This window comes from Nesterenkonia sp. NBAIMH1 (genome assembly GCF_007922635.1).
GTDB lineage: Bacteria > Actinomycetota > Actinomycetes > Actinomycetales > Micrococcaceae > Nesterenkonia > Nesterenkonia pannonica.
On the sequence record NZ_CP042335.1, the window covers coordinates 58792 to 74871 of the forward strand.

Genomic DNA, 16080 nt, shown 5'->3' on the forward strand with positions numbered 1-16080 from the left:
CGTCAAGGAATCATGGTGAAGTGGATCACAGGCTAGTGTGACTCTTGACACATTCTGGCGAACAGTGAGAGCGTCGCTTTCATCCGGTGCAATCGAATGCACAGCAGCTCCGGAACCCCCGAGCGAGGGCACTCTCTATGCTTCCCTCCGCTTCGCGACACTCTGTATTACAGGGATGCTCACTCGATCGCCTTATTTCATACTCCGAGGAAAGACACTATGTCTGAGTCACACATTGGCAATACCGATCAGGCCAGATCGCACACACGAAAACAAGGCGATCCGGTCGACCCCAAGGCGAAGAAAGCCGCACACGGCGCTTTCTCAGGGTTCTTCATCGATATGTACGATATTTATCTTCCCGTCGTCGCCCTGGGCCCGGCCATGGTCTACTTCCTCTCGCCGCATATGCCGGCAAGCCAGGCCGCGATCGTGTCATCGCTCATCTTTGTCTCGACCCTGCTGGGACGTCCCCTCGGGGCGCTCATCGGCGGCCGCTATGCCGACCGCATCGGGCGCAAGAAGGTGAACATCGTCGCGGTCTCCGGCTACGGCGTCATGAGCTTCGCCATGGCGGCCATGCCGGGCTACGCCACCTGGGGCATCGCAGCGGTTGTTCTCTTCATCATTCTTCGGCTCGTAGACGGCGTCTTCGTCGGCGCGTCATATTCCTCCGCGAGCCCGCTCGCCATGGAGCGGCTCCCCCGCCACAAGCGAGGAACCTGGGGCGCATACATCATGCTCGGCTTCCCCTTTGCGTTCGTCGCCATCTCCCTGCTGACTCTCCTGATGCTCCAGATTGCACCAGCAGACGGGCTCGGCTCCCCCTATGTGCAATGGGGCTGGAGAATTCCGTTCATCATCGGAGGACTCATCGCGATCGTCTACGTGTGGTGGTACATCGTCAACGTCGACGAGTCTGAGGTCTTCAAACGAGGCGGCGGGACGAAAGCACCGCTGAAGGAGCTCTTCGGAACGCGCCGCAACCTGGTCGCCTTCCTCCAGGTGTTCATCATGATGAGCGGATTCTGGCTGACGCTGAACACCGTCACCGCAATTCTCCCGAGCTCTTTGGAGAACGTCGTGGGACTCTCATCGACGGAAGTGACCGTGCTCCTGTCTGTGACATTCCTCGTCCTGGGCGTCGGCTATATGGTGGCGGGAAAGGTGAGCCAGATCGTCGGACGACGGCCATTCCTGATCGTCTCAGGACTCGGTGCTGCGATTCCCGGCGCCGGCCTCTACTACTGGCTGCTCACATCGCCTCCCAGCACCTTCATCGGCACTGTGATTCTGGCCGGCGCCATGATCTGGATCGTTGTGTGGTTCTGGGGCCTTGCCACCACGTACCTGAACGAGCGCTTCCAGACCGGCGTCCGAGCCAGCGGGTTCGGACTGGGATACAGCCTCGCGGTCATCCCCCCATCGTTCTACGCTTTCTACCAGGTGGGACTCGAGAGCCTCATGCCCTTTGAGCTCACCGTCCTGCCTCTGCTCGTCATCGGCGGACTGCTCGTCGCACTCGGAGCTTTCCTCGGGCCGGAGACGAGAGACACGGAGTTTGCCAAGGATCTCAACACTGATCCCGAAACGAAGGGAACCGCGGTCGTCTGATGGAAGATATGAAAGCGATGAGAATCGTCTCCGAGCAGAACGGAGACGGGGGCAGCTTGGAGCTGACCCGCACACCACGGCCCGTGCCGCAGCACCGTGAGGTTCTGATCCAGGTGGTCGCTGCGGGAGTGAACCGCGCCGACGTGATGCAGCGGCAGGGCAACTATCCCCCGCCTCCGGGAGCCAGCGAACTGCCCGGTCTTGAAGTCAGCGGGCGCATCGCCGCCCTCGGACCCGGCTGCGACAGTGATGAGCTGCCCATCGGGCTCGAGGTCTGCGCGCTCCTGACAGGCGGCGGCTACGCCGAGTATGCGGCTGTGCCCGTCGACCACGTCCTGCCCGTTCCAGCAGGCCTGTCGCTGCCTGAGGCGGCTGCGCTTCCTGAGGTCGCCTGCACGGTCTGGAGCAACCTGGTCATGGAAGCTGGGCTCAGCCGCGGCGAAACCGTCCTGATACACGGCGGATCGAGCGGCATCGGCACTCTTGCGATCCAGGTTGCCTCCTCCTTGGGAGCGCGCGTCATCGTGACCGCAGGCTCACAGGAGAAGCTCCGTGCCTGCGCAGAGCTCGGGGCCGAGGTCCTGATCAACTACCGGGACGAGGACTTCGTGGAGAAGGTGAAATCAGCGACCGAGGGTCGGGGCGCGGACGTCATACTCGACGTCGTCGGCGCCAAATACCTCGAGCAGAACGTGCGGGCACTGGCTCCCGACGGCAGGCTGGTGGTGATAGGACTGATCGGCGGACGCAGAGCCGAAGTGGATCTGGGCGCGCTCCTCGTCAAACGGGGCCGCATCATCGCCACATCGCTGCGCAGCCGCTCGGACGAGGCCAAGTCAACCATTGTCAGGCAGACCAGAGAAGCCCTCTGGGACGCGTTCGGCCCAGACCAAGCAGATCCGATGAGACTGATCGTCCACTCCCGCTATCCCCTCGAGGACGCGGCACAGGCGCACCATGAGATGGAGACGAGCACGCACATAGGAAAGATACTCCTCGACGTGTCGTCCTGACACGGCCTTCCCTACCGCGTCAGGTGGCACGTTTTTGATGGAGAGCGCTCTTCTTCCCATAGCAGTTGCTGTGCTGACCCTTGCCGTCAGCGCCATGCAGAGAGTCATCGGCTTCGGCTTCGGCTTGGTCATGGCACCTTTCATGGTGCTCCTTCTGCCACCGCATGAAGGCGTCATGCTCGTAAACTTTCTGAGCACGATCGCACCGGCCCTCATCTGGTGGCAGCTGCGCAGCTACGTGGAGTGGAAGAAGCTGCTGTGGCTGATGTGGCCGGCGCTTGCCATCATGCCCGCCGCCGCGTGGCTGACCGTCGCCACCCCTTCAGGAGTGCTGTACATGGTGGTAGGAGCGGTAGTCGTCCTGGGGCTGGCTGTATCCGCAGCAGTTCGGCGTTCGGGCCGCAGGTTCGACAGCCGCATGCTCCAGGTCGCAGCAGGGTCGGCAGCTGGTGCCGGGACGGCCATTGCCGGCGTCGGCGCACCTGCCACGACCGTGTACACGGTGCTTTCCGGGTGGCCGCTGCTGAGAATGGTGGCGACCCTTCAGCCTCTGTGGATGGCCGTCTCAGCCATGGCCTTTCTGCTGAAGTGGCAGATCGACGACGGGCAGCTGCCGCACCTGCCGTGGTGGGGCTGGGTCAGCTCCGCGGCTGCAATCTTCGTGGGCGTGCAGCTGGGGCGATTCGCCCAGAGCCGTGTGCCCGAGCGAATGATCTCGCGGGCTGTGATTGCTGTGGCCGTCCTCGGCGCCGCTGCTGCATTCGCAACCGGTGTGCGGATGACGATCTGGTAGTGCAGCTCGTCGATGAGTGTCGAGAGAAGCGTGCGTGCGGTGTCAGCGCCTGACAACCCGCCTCACGTGTGGCTATTCGCCCTCAAAGCGGCGGCTGTTCTGGCCGCCGCGATGGGGCTGGGACGATTCGCCTACACGCCGATCCTTCCCCTCATGGAGTCGCAGACGGCACTCACAGCGCAGAGTGCGAGCCTGGTGGCCACGGCCAACTACCTGGGCTACTTGGTCGGCGCCGTCATAGGAATGCTGGTTCCGCGCTGGGGCCGGGTCCGGCGCACCCTGCAGGCCGGCGGCCTCCTGCTGATCGCTTCCATGCTCCTGATGCCCCTCGCGGAGCGGACAGAGCTGTGGCTCGCTCTGCGCTTCGCAGCCGGAGCAGGCAGCGCCGCGATCTTCATCGTGGCGGGCAACGTCGTCCTGACCACTCTGGCCCGGCGCGACCGACGCACCGTCGGCTGGGCCTACGGCGGCATCGGTGTCGGAATCGCGGCATCCGGCCTCCTTGTCGCCGCCGTCACCTCTGTGGGCGACTGGCGAGCTGCGTGGATCGCCTCCGGCCTTGCGACCGCGGCCCTGATCCTCGTCGGCTGGGACCTCGGCCCCCGGGGCGGCACCGCAGCGAAACGACGAGCACGACCCGCTGAGAGGAGGCGCCGACGGCTGCCGGCCGGCCTACTGATCTTCTCCTACTTCCTCGAAGGCGCGGGCTACATCATTCTCGGCACCTTCTTGGTCGCTGTGGTGGGCTCCACGCAGGCAGAGCTCTCCGGCGGCGGCGTGTGGACCTTGGCTGGGCTGGCCGCGATCCCGTCAGTCGTCCTGTGGACGTGGATGAGCCGCCACGCATCCAGGCCTGCGCTCCTCACATGCGCCCTGCTGCTCCAGGCACTGGCCAGCATACTGCCGGTGGTCTCAGCATCCTCGTGGGCTGCGGTGCTTGCGGCGGTCCTCTTCGGGGGCACGTTCGTCGGCATCGTCACGCTCACACTGGCAGCCGCGGCGGACCTGGGGGTGCCCGGCGGAGTCGCCACCCTCACCGCGGCCTACAGCGTGGGGCAGGTGCTTGGACCCCTCATCGTGGTTCCGGTCCTCGGAGGCGGATACGGCCCTGCCCTGGTCCTGGGGGCAGCCGTCCTGCTGCTGGCAGCGGCCTGCACAGCGGTCCTCACCGTGAGGAAGTCCCCTCCTCTCAGCGAGAGCAGGGCCCCTGCGTAGGAGCGGGTCAGCCGGAGCCAGAAGCTTCGCCTTGCCCGGCCGACCCTCTGAATCACCTGATCTTCCCGGAGAGCCGCCAGGCACCCAGTGCCGCGAAGGCGAGGAGGAGCATCACGAGCACGCCAATGGCCAAGGGGTTGATGATCTCAGTGTCTCCCACGTAAGCACTGATCCCGTAGAAGGCGTGCAGCTCGTCAACGGCTTGCTGCTGTCCACCGGTGAGAGCGTCCACAGCTCCGGCGGTATACGGCTGTCTGATGAGCATGGCCGACTGGGCGAAGGGCAGAGCGTTCATGCCGTGCACCACACCCTCGGGCAAGGCGCCGACTGGAATGTACGCCCCGGCCAGAAAACCGATCAGGGTGCCGACGACTGTGGACAGTGCTGAGAAGGCTCCGGTGCTGCGTATGAAGGTCACCGCGAAGGCCGCCAGGGCAGAGAAGGCTGCCGCGGAGAGCACGGTGTACCCCAGCAGCGTCAGAAGCTCGAGCGGCGCCATCGGCGTCTGGCCCTGGGTCAGCAGGTAGCCCTGCCCGATGACGATGATCAGTGAGGTCATAGAGAGGGAGACGATGAACGCGGCCGACAGATAGCCCAGAATCAGGCTTGAGCGGCGGATCGGCGACACCACGAAGTCCCGGAAGCGATCTGTGGCCCGATCGTCGACGAACACATTGAGCGCCGCCAGCGCCGTGGTGAGCGTGGTGATCATGGTGATCCCCGCGAAGACCCAAGTGTTGACGAACCAACTGATGTCCTCCAGGTCCGCGTTCGGGAAGGCCCCCTCAAGGTTCTCCACCTGGAGCCCACCCAGGAAGAGGGCATAGAGGGCGATGAGGATAAGCGCCGAGAGCAGAGAGAAGAATACCCCTGCACGGTCGCGGAAGAACAGCCGCAGATTGCGGCCCGTGAGGCGGACGATATCCATCAGGCTTCGCTCCTGCCTGTGACGGCCAGGAACACGTCATCCATGGTTCCGTGGCGGAATTCGAAGTCCACGATGTCCAGGAGACCCAGCAGCTCCAGGGCCTGTCGCGAAGACTCGACGGGAATGAGGATGTCTTCGCCCTCTCTGGAGTGCTGGACGGCGCGGTCGCGGCAGTGGGCCAGCACGCTCTCGGGCTTCTCCGTGCGAACGGTGAGCAGCGAAGTTGAGTGCTGGGCCCGGAGCTCTCCGGGGGTGCCCTCGGCCACGATCCGTCCGGAATCGATGATGCAGACCCTGTCGGCGCGCTCGGTCTCCTCCATGTAATGGGTGGTCAGGAACACGGTGGTGCCGCGTGTCTGCTGCAGTTCACCGATAGCGAGCCAGATCTGTTCCCGCGACTGAGGGTCCAGGCCGGCGGTCGGCTCGTCGAGGAAGATGACGGTCGGATCGTGCGCTAGGGCCCGGGCGATATCCGCGCGACGCTTCTGACCGCCGGACAGCCTGCCGTAGCGACGATCCAGGAAGGATTCCAACCCGATCAGCTCGGAGAGCTCACCGACTCGGCGGCGGCTCTCGCCGCGGGAGAGCCCGTAGAAGCCGGCTCGCAGGACCAGGTTCTCCTGCACGGTGAGCAGCGGATCCAGCAGGGAGGACTGGAAGACCGTCCCGATGGCACCTCTTACCTGATGCGCCTGCCGGACGACGTCCTGACCAGCGACCTCGATCTGCCCCGACGTCGGCGACAGCGTGGTCGTGATGCACCCGATGGTCGTCGACTTCCCCGCCCCGTTGGCTCCGAGGAAGGCGAAGACAGACCCCGTGGGCACCTCGAAGGACAGGTCGTCCACGGCAGCGAAGGTTCCGTAGGTCCGTCTGAGATTTCTCACACGAACGGCCATCCCGTCATTCCGGGCGTCTTGGGGTCCAGACCGCGAGACCTGCTGCATGTGCTCTCCGATCAGAAGTGCTGGAGTGCTGCAATAGGCCTCAGTCAACCACGTCGAGGCTCAGCTGGATCAGCCGGTGACGACGTTGACCAGCTTCGGGGCGCGGACGATGACCTTGCGCACACCGCCGTCCGCCTCGACGTAGCTCTGGATCTTCGGCAGCGCGAGCGCCTGGGCCTCGAGCTCCTCCGCCGTGATGTCGGCCGGGACCTCCATGCGGTCACGCAGCTTGCCCTTGACCTGCACCACAGCGGTCACGGTGTCCTCCACCAGCAGGGACTCGTCATAGGCCGGCCACGCCGAGTTCGCCACGGACGCCTCCCGGCCCAGCATCGACCACATGTCCTCCGCGGTATAGGGAGCGACCAGCGACAGGATCTGAGCGGCCGTCTCAGCAGCCTCCCGCACGGCGGGGTCTGCGGGGCCGGCTCCGCTGTCGATCTCCTTGCGGACCGCATTGACCAGCTCCATCAGACGCGCCACCACCACGTTGTAGCGCTGGGCCTCAAGAAGCTGCTCAGCGTCGGCGATCGTCCGGTGGGTCACCGCACGCAGGCCGGCCGCGCCTTGGGCCGGGTCAGCCCCAGTCTCACTGGTGACCTCCTGTGCGATGCGCCAGGCACGCGCGAGGAACTTCGCGGAGCCCGATGGGCTCACGTCGGCCCAGTCCACGTCGTCCTCCGGAGGCGAGGCAAAGATCATGGTGAGCCGGACCGCGTCGACGCCGAACGCGTCGAGCTGCTCCGCCAGATCCACCCCGTTGCCGAGCGACTTCGACATCGCCTTGCCGCCGTTGAGGACCTGCCCCTGATTCATCAGCGACTTGAAGGGCTCGGTGAAGTTCACCAGGCCCATGTCATAGAGAACCTTGGTGAAGAAGCGCGAATACAGCAGGTGGAGGATGGCGTGCTCCACTCCCCCGACATAGTGGTCCACCGGCAGCCAGCGGTTCACCGTCTCGGTGCTGAAGATCTCCTCGTCGTTCTTCGGCGCCAGATACCGCATGTAGTACCAGGAGGAGTCCACGAAGGTGTCCATGGTGTCGGTGTCCCTGCGCGCGGAGCCGCCGCATGCCGGACAGTCCACATTGGCCCACTCGTCCAGACCCGCCAGCGGCGACTTCCCCTTCGGCGAAAGCTCCTCACCGCGCACGTCGGTGGGCAGACGCACGGGCAGCTGCTCGGCAGGAACCGGGACTTCGCCGCATGCCTCACAGTGAATGATCGGGATGGGCGCGCCCCAGAAGCGCTGGCGCGACAGCAGCCAATCCCTCAGCCTGTAATTGACCTTCGCCTCGCCGGTGCCCTCGGAGGACAGCACGTCGATGGACTTCGCAATGGCCTCCGTCTTTGCCAGGCCCTCCCACGCCGGGGAGTTGACGAGCGTTCCCTCGCCAGCTGTGGCCGTGCCGCTGACGCTGGGATCCTCTTCGCCGGTGTCCAGCACGACTCTGACCTCAAGCCCCATGGCACGGGCGAACTCCAGGTCACGCTGATCGTGGGCAGGCACGCCCATCACAGCACCCGTGCCGTAGTCGGCGAGCACATAGTCCGAAGCCCAGATGGGAAGCCGCTCACCGGTGAGCGGGTGAGTCGCGTACCTGCCGAGGAAGACGCCCGTCCGTTCCCGGTCGGCCGACTGACGCTCGATCTCGGTCACATTCCCCAGGCCGTCGCGGTACCGGTGAAGCTCATCATGATGCTCCTCGGTGACCAGGTCCAGAGCGAGCTGGGCGTCGGCGGCGACCACCATGAACGTCACGCCGTACAGGGTGTCGGGACGTGTGGTGAACACGTCGATGCTCGTCTCCGCAGCGCCCTCAGCAGCTTCGATGCGGTAGGTGACCGACGCGCCGGTGGAGCGGCCGATCCAGTTGCGCTGCATCGCCAGCACCCGCTCCGGCCAGGCGCCCTGCAGCTGCTCCATGTCATCGAGGAGCCGGTCGGCGTAGTCGGTGATCTTGAAGTACCACTGGTTCAGCGCCTTCTTCGTGACGGGTGTCTTGCACCGCTCACAGACTCCCTCACCGATGACCTGCTCGTTGGCGAGGACCGTCTGGCAGGAGGGGCACCAGTTGACCGGAGAGTCTTTCCGGTAGGCGAGCCCCTGCTCGTAGAACTTCAGAAACAGCCACTGGGTCCATAGGTAGTAGGACTCATCCGAGGTGTGCAGACGAGTCGACCAGTCCGCGCTGATCGCGTACCGCTTGAAGCTGGCCGCCTGAGTCTCGATGTTCCGGTAGGTCCACTCGGCGGGGTGGGCGTTGTTCTTGATCGCCGCATTCTCCGCCGGGAGGCCGAAGGAGTCCCAGCCGATCGGGTGCAGCACGTTGAAGCCTCGAAGCCGCGCATAGCGGGCCGGCACGTCGCCGATGGCAAACGCCTCAGCGTGCCCCATGTGAAGGTCCCCGGATGGATACGGGAACATGTCGCAGACATATTTGGTGGGGCGGGAAGAGGCTTCCAGGTCCACGGCGAACGTTGCGTCCTCATCCCAGAATGGCAGCCAGCGGGCTTCGATCTCCTGGAAGTCGTAGCTCTTCCTCTGGCCGTCGGGCTGAACGTCTGCAGCAGTTTCGGACACCGTGCGGGCACCTTCGATCGATTGGGGGACAACAGAACCCGACCAGTCTAAGCGGCGGCGCCCCCTGCGGCGATCTCGTAGGCTGGCACACGTGAAGAGTCCCGTCCAAGATGTCCCTGCCTGGTCCGGATACCCGCACCGTGAAGGCATCGCCGAGCAGCTCAGCCTCACCCTCAGCCTGAACGGCAGGACGCTTCATGCCGAGGCGCACCTATGGCGATTCCCCGCAGCTCCCGGTCCGCTCGCACACGCCTCGGACGGTGCTCAGAGCAGAGCCGCACCTCGGATGCTCATGATCCACGGCTTTCGAGGCGATCACCACGGGCTTCAGCTCATGGCCGATGCGCTGCCCGAGTTCGAGCTCATGGTCCCTGACCTGCCCGGCTTCAATGCCGCACCCCCCGTCACAGACGACGCAGGCAGTCGCGTCGAGCACACCCTGGAGGTCTACGCGGCGTATGTCTCCGCCGTGAGTGAGGCACTGCGCCTGGGCTCCGGGGATCTTCTGCTGGGCCACTCGTTCGGAACCATCGTCACCGCGGCCCACGCCGCACACACTGACCTTCCCTGGGCTGGTCTCATCCTCAGCGCACCCGTGAGCGAGACCATCTTCAGATGGCCCGCCATGGTGGGAGCGGCGGCCGTCGAGGCCTACTACCAGCTCAGCCGGATCCTGCCCGAACGGGCAGGACACGCGCTGCTGCGATCCGGGACGATCATGGAGATCACCAATGTCTCCCTCATCAGCAGCCGCGACCCGGCCCTGCGTGAATACGTGCGTGATCAGCACCGCCGCTTCTTCGGGGGCTACTCCGACATTGCGACGCTCCTCGACGCCTACCGGGCCTCAAGCAGAAGCACAGCCGCTGACTTCGCCGAGGGTCTGAGCCTGCCTGTGCTGCTGGCTGCCGGAGCGGAGGACAGCCTCGGCACCCCTCAAGGGCGACGTCGGCTGCGAGATGCGCTCCCCCAAGGTCACCTCGAGCTGGTGCGCGGAGTGGGGCACCTCATTCATTACGAGAAGCCCGCTGAGCTGGGACGCTCCGTACGACGCTTCGCCCGCTCGCTGCAGCTGCTCTGACACAGGACTGCAGGCATGCTCAGATCTGCAGGCTCTCCGCATCGTCGACCGCAATGCGCAGGGACCTTCCCTGCCCGCTCCGCGCCGCTGAGGCACTGGTGGTGCGACGCACCCTGCGGACTTCGCCCACCACCTGCTCCGCCTGAGCGAAGCTGAAGAACAGCAGCCAGCGGAGCTCTCCATTGTCCGTCGACGCTGGCCCCACCCAGTCCAGCCCGGCCGGAAGGCTCAGCGCAGCCAAGAAGTCCCCCGCCTCGGCCCGCTGGCCCGTCAGACTGAGCATCCGCACCGCGGGCGGCAGGCCCAGGTCTCGGCGTCGGTGCAGCTCACGGCGCGCAAAGCCCACCGGATCCCAGCGAACCAGGGCCCCCGTGAGCTCCTCGTCAGCCGCCGTCACCACCACCGTCCCTCCCTCAGCGCGAGGGCGCACCAATGACGCAGCTCGAAACCACCGGGCCAGGACTCTGCGAGGCACGTCCAGTCCCTCTCGCTGCAGCTGAGCGTCCCCGTCCAGGAGCAGGGCAGAGGCGTACCCCTCCTCCGCCACCGGCTCCACACCGGGAGTGGAGACGACGATCGCAGGCCGATCGCCGATCGGTTCGGCGGGCTGATCGCCGGTGGAGGAGATCACAGGAATGTTCGGAAACGCACGTCCGAGCTCCTGGGCGGTGCGCTCAGCGCCGCGCACTGCGGCTCGCAGCTCCGTGGAGCCGCACTCAGCACACCGATGGTCACGGTGGTGCAGCCCGCACCACCGGCAGCGCAGCGTCCTAGACTGTCCGTGGTGTGGGGGAAGAGCGAGCGGACCATGGCAGTTCGGGCACTCCTGGCGACTCCGGCATCGGGCGCACAGCACAGCCGGCACGAACCCGCTGCGTCCGACCTGAACCAGCACCGGTCCGCGCTCGAGACCCTGTCGCGCCGCACGGTAGGCCACCTCCGGCATCCGGGCCCGCTGAGCTGCCGGATCCCGGCTCTGCTGGTAGGAGTCTGCGGAGGCGATGATCTGCGGACTCCACGCCCTGCGCTCGGTGCGGTCCGGAGCCTCCTCAGCCAGCCACCCGCGCTCTACGAGCCGCTGCACCTCAAGGCTGCGATGAGCCGAGAGGAACGTGACGTCCGCGCCGGTCTGGACAGCTCGCAGCAGGGCCACATCACGAGCGTGGTGGTAGGGCGCCCGAGGCTCAGCGTGCGAGGGATCATCGTCATCCAGCATCACGATGTGACCCAGATCAGCGACCGGTGCGAACATCGCAGACCGGGTGCCGACCACTATCCGCGCCTGCCCGCAGCGCACCCGCAGATACGAGCGGTACCGCGAGGTCGGCCCCATATCGGAGGTCAGCTGAGCGACCAGGTCGGCCCCGAAAGCGGCCTGCAGCGCAGCGAGCGCGGCCTCGGCATCACGCTGATCCGGCAGCACCACTGCCGCACCCGGCCCTTGCCCAGGGACCGGAGACTCCCCCACCGTCCGCCGCACCGCCGAGACCACCTGCTGCGGCCACGCCGCGGGGCCATAGGACTTCAGAGCCAAGTGGGCCGTCCGCTGAGGCTCAAGGGCCCGTTCGCCGGTGATGCCCGGTCGCGCAAAATCTTCTGGGCCGAACTCAAGCTCAACCCGAGCGGCACGTCGGGGCACTGCGGCCCGAAGCACATCAGACGTCACCCCGCCGCAGCGCCGGGCCACCTGGCCTGCCAGCTCAATGACCTCCGCAGAGAGAACGGGAAGCGCCGAGACAACCTTCGTGATCATGCTCAGACGTGCCCCAGTGCTCGCCTCCTGCCGGCGAGCCAGCACCCACGCAGAGAACTCGCGCCCGGAGAACCGCACCTTGACCCGTCCGCCCGGGACCACAGTCTCTGAGAGATCCATGGGCACGGCGTAGTCGAACGGCCTGTCCAGGTGAGGCACAGGAGAGTCCAAGAGGACCTGGGCGATCGGCAGCTCCTCCGTCGCGCCCGCCGGAAGACGAACCGCCGACGGGGCGGGCGCGTCCAGCAGCGCCGGCTGAGAGGCTGAGCGTTCCATCACCCCCGATGCTATGCCCTGGTGCGGACACATCCTGAGGTTTCAGCCGCGGAAGGCGCTGTGGCCTGTGATCTCCCGCCCCACGATGAGGCTGTTTATCTCATGGGTGCCCTCGAAGGTGTAGAGAGCTTCAGCATCTGCATGGAAGCGCGCAAGGTCGTTCTCCAGGAGCACGCCGTCCCCGCCGAGCAGCTCGCGGCCCCAGGCGGCGGTCTCGCGCATGCGCGCGCAGACCCACGACTTGCCCAGAGCTGCCTGCGCGTGGCTCACCGCGCCGTCGGCGCCGCCCTGCTGCTCAGCGAGCTCGGCGAGCTGGACTGCCATGCCCAATGAGGCGGTGACGTTGCCGAGCATGCGCACGAGCTTCTCCTGCACCAGCTGGAAGCTGCCGATGGGCCGTCCGAACTGCTGGCGCCGCTTCACATACGCCAGAGTATGCTCGTAGGCACCGGCCTGCAGGCCGACCGCATTCCAGACCACGTCAGGCCGGAGGGTGCGGAAGGCCGAGCCGAGCTCCTCGAAGGAGGAGATGCGCGGCAGCCGCTCCGCCTCAGACACCTCCACATCGTCGAGAAAGATATGGGCGTTGTGGACCATGCGCACGGCGGTCTTGCCCTGGATCTTCTCAATACGCACTCCGGGCGCGTCGGTGCGGACCAGAAACACCCGCAGCTCCCCTGTCGAGGAATCCTTGGCGGGCACCAAGGCGTACTGCGAATAGGCAGCGTTGCCGATCCACCGCTTCTGGCCGTTCAGCACCCACCCATCGCCCGCAGGCTGAGCCGAGGTGCTGAGCCCTCCGGCGATGTCCGAGCCGTGCTCCGGCTCCGTCAGAGCGAAGCATCCCGTCATGCGGAAGCTCTCGATGTCTGCCTGCACCGACGAGTACTGCTCGGGTGTGAGCCCCATGCGCATCACACCGTTGAACATGCCGATCTGACCGCCGATGAGTATCGCCAGAGAGCTGTCCGTCCGCGAGAGCTCCAGATTGCGGAAGCCCACGAAGAGCGGACGCACCTCCTCCCCCGCTTCTCGCAGCTCCCACGGGTTCACGAAATCACCGGCTGCGAACTCGTGCCGGAGAAACGCCGGGGGCGTCGCCGACTCCCAGTGCTCGGCGAGAATGGGCTCCGCACGTTCGCGCAGGAACGTGCGGAGCCTGCGCAGCGCAGCCTTTTCGGCGTCCGTCAGGCGATCCGCGAATCCGTAGAAGTCCCCAGGACCCACGGGATTCAGCTCGGACTGATCGGGCATCATGTCTCCTGCGACGCGGCTTCTCGCGCCGTCTCCTTCACAGCCTTCATGTTGACTTTCCCGGCCGGAGTGCGATCCAGACTCTGCCGGACAGCCACGATCCGAGGCTTCTTGTAGCCGGCCAGGCGCTCCCGCACCCATGCACGCAGGTCGTCGGCGCTGATGGAGCTGACGTCCTCGACGCCCACCACAGCACAGACCTGCTCGCCCATGCGCTTATCCGGCAGGCCGAAGACCACCGCGTCGTGGACGCCCGGGTGCTCCAGGAGCGCCTGCTCCACCTCGGCGGGGTACACCTTCTCGCCTCCGGTATTGATCACCGCAGAGCCGCGGCCGAGGAACTCGATGTGCCTGTCCTCGCCGGCCTCCACGTAATCGCCGGGGCGCACATGGCGGACCCCGTCGATCACCGGATAGGTCTCCAGGCTTCGCTCCGGCTCATTGAGGTAGCCCTTCGGGAGGGCTCCCCGGAAGGCCAGAATGCCGGTGGATCCGGGCGTGTCCTGCACCTGGTTGTTGCCTTCGTCCAGGACCACACCCCCCTCTGTGAGACGGAACCGCGCCGGCAGATCCGCCTCTGAGCGGGTGATCGCCATGGCGTAGGGCCCGCCCTCGCTGGAGGCGAGGATGTCGAAGATGCTCAGGGACGCCACACGGTGGAGCCGGGCCTTGGTCTCGTCGCTGAAGCGCATTCCTGAGCTCAGCACCGACTGGACGGCCAGCCTGTCCCGATCCGGGTGCTCCTCGAAAGCCTCCACGGCGGGAAGAGCGACCGCATCGCCGGCGACGATCAGCTGCGTGACATGCTCCCTGATCGCCAGGTCCGCGGCAGCTCGTGCGTCGAGGCTCGCGTTGGGGTTCACCACCACAGTGCCCCCGACGTTCAGGGTGTTCGTGGACATGAACAGAGCCGTGGCGTGGATGAAGGGGGCCAGCGGAAGTGTGTTCACCTGAGGCGTGGACTCGCTGGTCGCGATGTCGACGGCCTGCTCGAGCGTCTCGGGTATGTCCAGGCCGATGGGCGGGTAGGTTGAGCTGCCCTGAATGTCCATCAGGCCGCCGATCTCCCACACCACCGCCTTGGGCCTGCCCGTGGTGCCGCCGGTGAAGATGTACAGCTCACCGTCAGGGCTGGCGGGCCCGGAATCCTGATGCCGAGGACCCTGCAGCAGCTCATCGAAGCTGATCGCCCCCTCAGGGCCGCGGCCCTGAGGGGCTGAGTCATCGTCGATCTCCACCCACAGCGCCGGGGCGCTCTCGTCGAGGAGACGCTGCGCTTCCGCAGCCTCCTCCCGTGAGGCCGCCCGGTACAGCATGGCCTTGGGCCGGGAGGTCTGCACCAGCTCCGCCACTTCGGCGCCGCGATACCGGTAATTCATCGGCGCCGGGGTGGCGCCCAGCTTCAGGCAGGCGTAGAAGCCGATGAGGAACTCGGCGGTGTTGTGCAGATAGAAGCCGACCGCGTCGCCGGACTGCACCCCGTGGGAGGACAGCGTGCCCGCAGCCTTTTCGGCGAGCTGCTCGAACTCCTCGTAGGTGTACCGACGATCGCCTGAGACCAGGGCGATCTTCTCCGGGCGGGTGCGCGCTATCTGCTGCCAGATGTTGGCGTGATTCTCGCGCACAGCGTCATCCCCTGTCTCCTGATGGGGCACCGGCCGGGTGCTCGGCGGGATCGGGCTTGGGCCCCATGCCGGACGGCTGGGCCTTCGAGGCCAGCTGATCCTGCCAGGTCCTGCCGAGAGCTTCGACGTCCCAGCCGCCGGATGCGTCGACCGTCTCCAGCTCCGCAGGGTGGGAGTAGAGGGTGAGCCGGTCGCCGCCGAGGCCGATGGCCTGCCCCGTGACGTCCTGGGCCTGCTCGCTGGCCAGCCACACGATCAGAGGGGTGACGTCCTCCGGGCTTCCCAGAGCGTGGTCGGTGCGCGCGACCTTCGGCAGCGGCAGACCGTTCTCGTAGGCCTCGGCCCACTCCTTGTAGACGGGAATGGTGGCGGTCATAGCTGTCATGGCGGTGGGGACCACCACGTTGACGGTGATCTTGTCCCGCGAGAGCTCCATGGACCAGGTGCGGGCCAGCGCCACGATGCCCGCCTTCGCGGGAGCGTAGTTGGACTGGCCGAAGGACCCGAACTGGCCGGCTGGAGAGCCGATGAGGATCAGACGGCCGCCCTCGCCCTGGGAGCGCATCTGCTGCAGGGCCGCCTTGCCGCAGGTCCACGTGCCCTTCAGGTGCGTGCCGATGACGGCATCGAAGTCCTCTTCGGACATCTTCCACGACACGCGGTCGCGCAGGATGCCGGCGTTGGTCACCATGATGTCCAGGCGCCCGTACTCGGCGACGGCGGTCTCGACGAGGCGCTGGGCCTCGGCCTCCGGCCCGATGCGACCCGGAGCGGCGATCGCCTTGCCGCCTCCTTCGGTGATGTCCGCAGCGGCCTCCTCGGCGGCCTTCTCGTCCGCGTCGTTGACGACGACGGAGGCGCCGGCGGCGGCCAGCGCCAGAGCGTAGCAGCGGCCGAGGCCTCGTCCGGCGCCGGTCACGATGGCAACTTTGCCGTTCAGCTCAGCTGATCCGACCTTCTCCCGCAGCTCTGCGAGTGTCTTGTGCTCGTTCATGGAC

At 66.3% G+C, this 16080-nt stretch carries 12 protein-coding genes; 5 read left to right on the forward strand and 7 right to left on the reverse strand.

Annotation, left to right across the window (positions count from 1 at the left end; all coding sequences use genetic code 11):
• The first annotated feature begins 219 nt into the window (after nt 1-219).
• Genes FS388_RS00275 through FS388_RS00290 form a run of 4 tightly spaced genes read left to right on the forward strand, consistent with a single transcriptional unit; the run spans nt 220 to nt 4635 of the window.
• Nucleotides 220-1614, forward strand: coding sequence for an MFS transporter (locus FS388_RS00275; protein WP_146338501.1), 1395 nt, complete (start codon nt 220-222; stop codon nt 1612-1614).
• An 8-nt stretch (nt 1615-1622) separates the two neighbouring features.
• A complete protein-coding gene (locus FS388_RS00280) occupies nt 1623-2627 on the forward strand; it encodes an NAD(P)H-quinone oxidoreductase (protein ID WP_146338504.1) in 1005 nt (334 codons plus the stop codon).
• Nucleotides 2628-2664: 37 nt separating this feature from the next.
• Complete coding sequence (locus FS388_RS00285) at nt 2665-3420, forward strand: sulfite exporter TauE/SafE family protein (RefSeq protein WP_146338507.1); 756 nt, start codon at nt 2665-2667, stop codon at nt 3418-3420.
• Nucleotides 3421-3432: 12 nt separating this feature from the next.
• Entirely contained in the window at nt 3433-4635 is a 1203-nt protein-coding gene (locus FS388_RS00290; RefSeq protein ID WP_146338511.1) for a YbfB/YjiJ family MFS transporter, read from the forward strand.
• A gap of 52 nt (nt 4636-4687) precedes the next feature.
• Here FS388_RS00290 and FS388_RS00295 read toward each other — a convergent pair whose 3' ends face one another.
• From FS388_RS00295 to leuS, 3 genes are all read right to left on the reverse strand, one after another.
• On the reverse strand, nt 4688-5563 hold the full coding sequence (locus FS388_RS00295) for an ABC transporter permease (RefSeq protein ID WP_246836233.1): 876 nt from the start codon (nt 5561-5563) through the stop codon (nt 4688-4690).
• Nucleotides 5563-6462: an ABC transporter ATP-binding protein gene (locus tag FS388_RS00300; RefSeq protein ID WP_146338517.1), complete on the reverse strand. Its 900-nt coding sequence runs from the start codon at nt 6460-6462 to the stop codon at nt 5563-5565. The genes FS388_RS00295 and FS388_RS00300 overlap by 1 nt, the downstream gene beginning before the upstream one ends.
• A gap of 117 nt (nt 6463-6579) precedes the next feature.
• A complete protein-coding gene (gene leuS, locus FS388_RS00305; protein WP_246836234.1) occupies nt 6580-9093 on the reverse strand; it encodes a leucine--tRNA ligase in 2514 nt (837 codons plus the stop codon).
• 91 nt (nt 9094-9184) lie between these two features.
• Here leuS and FS388_RS00310 point away from each other — a divergent pair, with 91 nt between their 5' ends.
• Nucleotides 9185-10174, forward strand: coding sequence for an alpha/beta fold hydrolase (locus tag FS388_RS00310; protein ID WP_146338522.1), 990 nt, complete (start codon nt 9185-9187; stop codon nt 10172-10174).
• Nucleotides 10175-10193: 19 nt separating this feature from the next.
• Here FS388_RS00310 and FS388_RS12940 read toward each other — a convergent pair whose 3' ends face one another.
• Genes FS388_RS12940 through FS388_RS00335 form a run of 4 tightly spaced genes read right to left on the reverse strand, consistent with a single transcriptional unit; the run spans nt 10194 to nt 16076 of the window.
• Nucleotides 10194-12203 (reverse strand): primosomal protein N', encoded by a 2010-nt coding sequence (locus FS388_RS12940; protein WP_168198538.1) that lies wholly within the window; start codon nt 12201-12203, stop codon nt 10194-10196.
• A gap of 42 nt (nt 12204-12245) precedes the next feature.
• Entirely contained in the window at nt 12246-13460 is a 1215-nt protein-coding gene (locus FS388_RS00325) for an acyl-CoA dehydrogenase family protein (protein ID WP_246836235.1), read from the reverse strand.
• Nucleotides 13457-15082: an AMP-binding protein gene (locus tag FS388_RS00330; RefSeq protein WP_146338532.1), complete on the reverse strand. Its 1626-nt coding sequence runs from the start codon at nt 15080-15082 to the stop codon at nt 13457-13459. Before FS388_RS00330 ends, FS388_RS00325 begins: the two co-directional genes overlap by 4 nt.
• Before the next feature lie 4 nt (nt 15083-15086).
• Nucleotides 15087-16076 carry an SDR family NAD(P)-dependent oxidoreductase gene (locus FS388_RS00335; RefSeq protein ID WP_146338535.1) on the reverse strand — a complete coding sequence of 330 codons (990 nt, stop codon included), beginning with the start codon at nt 16074-16076 and terminating at the stop codon, nt 15087-15089.
• Between the last annotated feature and the right edge of the window lie 4 nt (nt 16077-16080).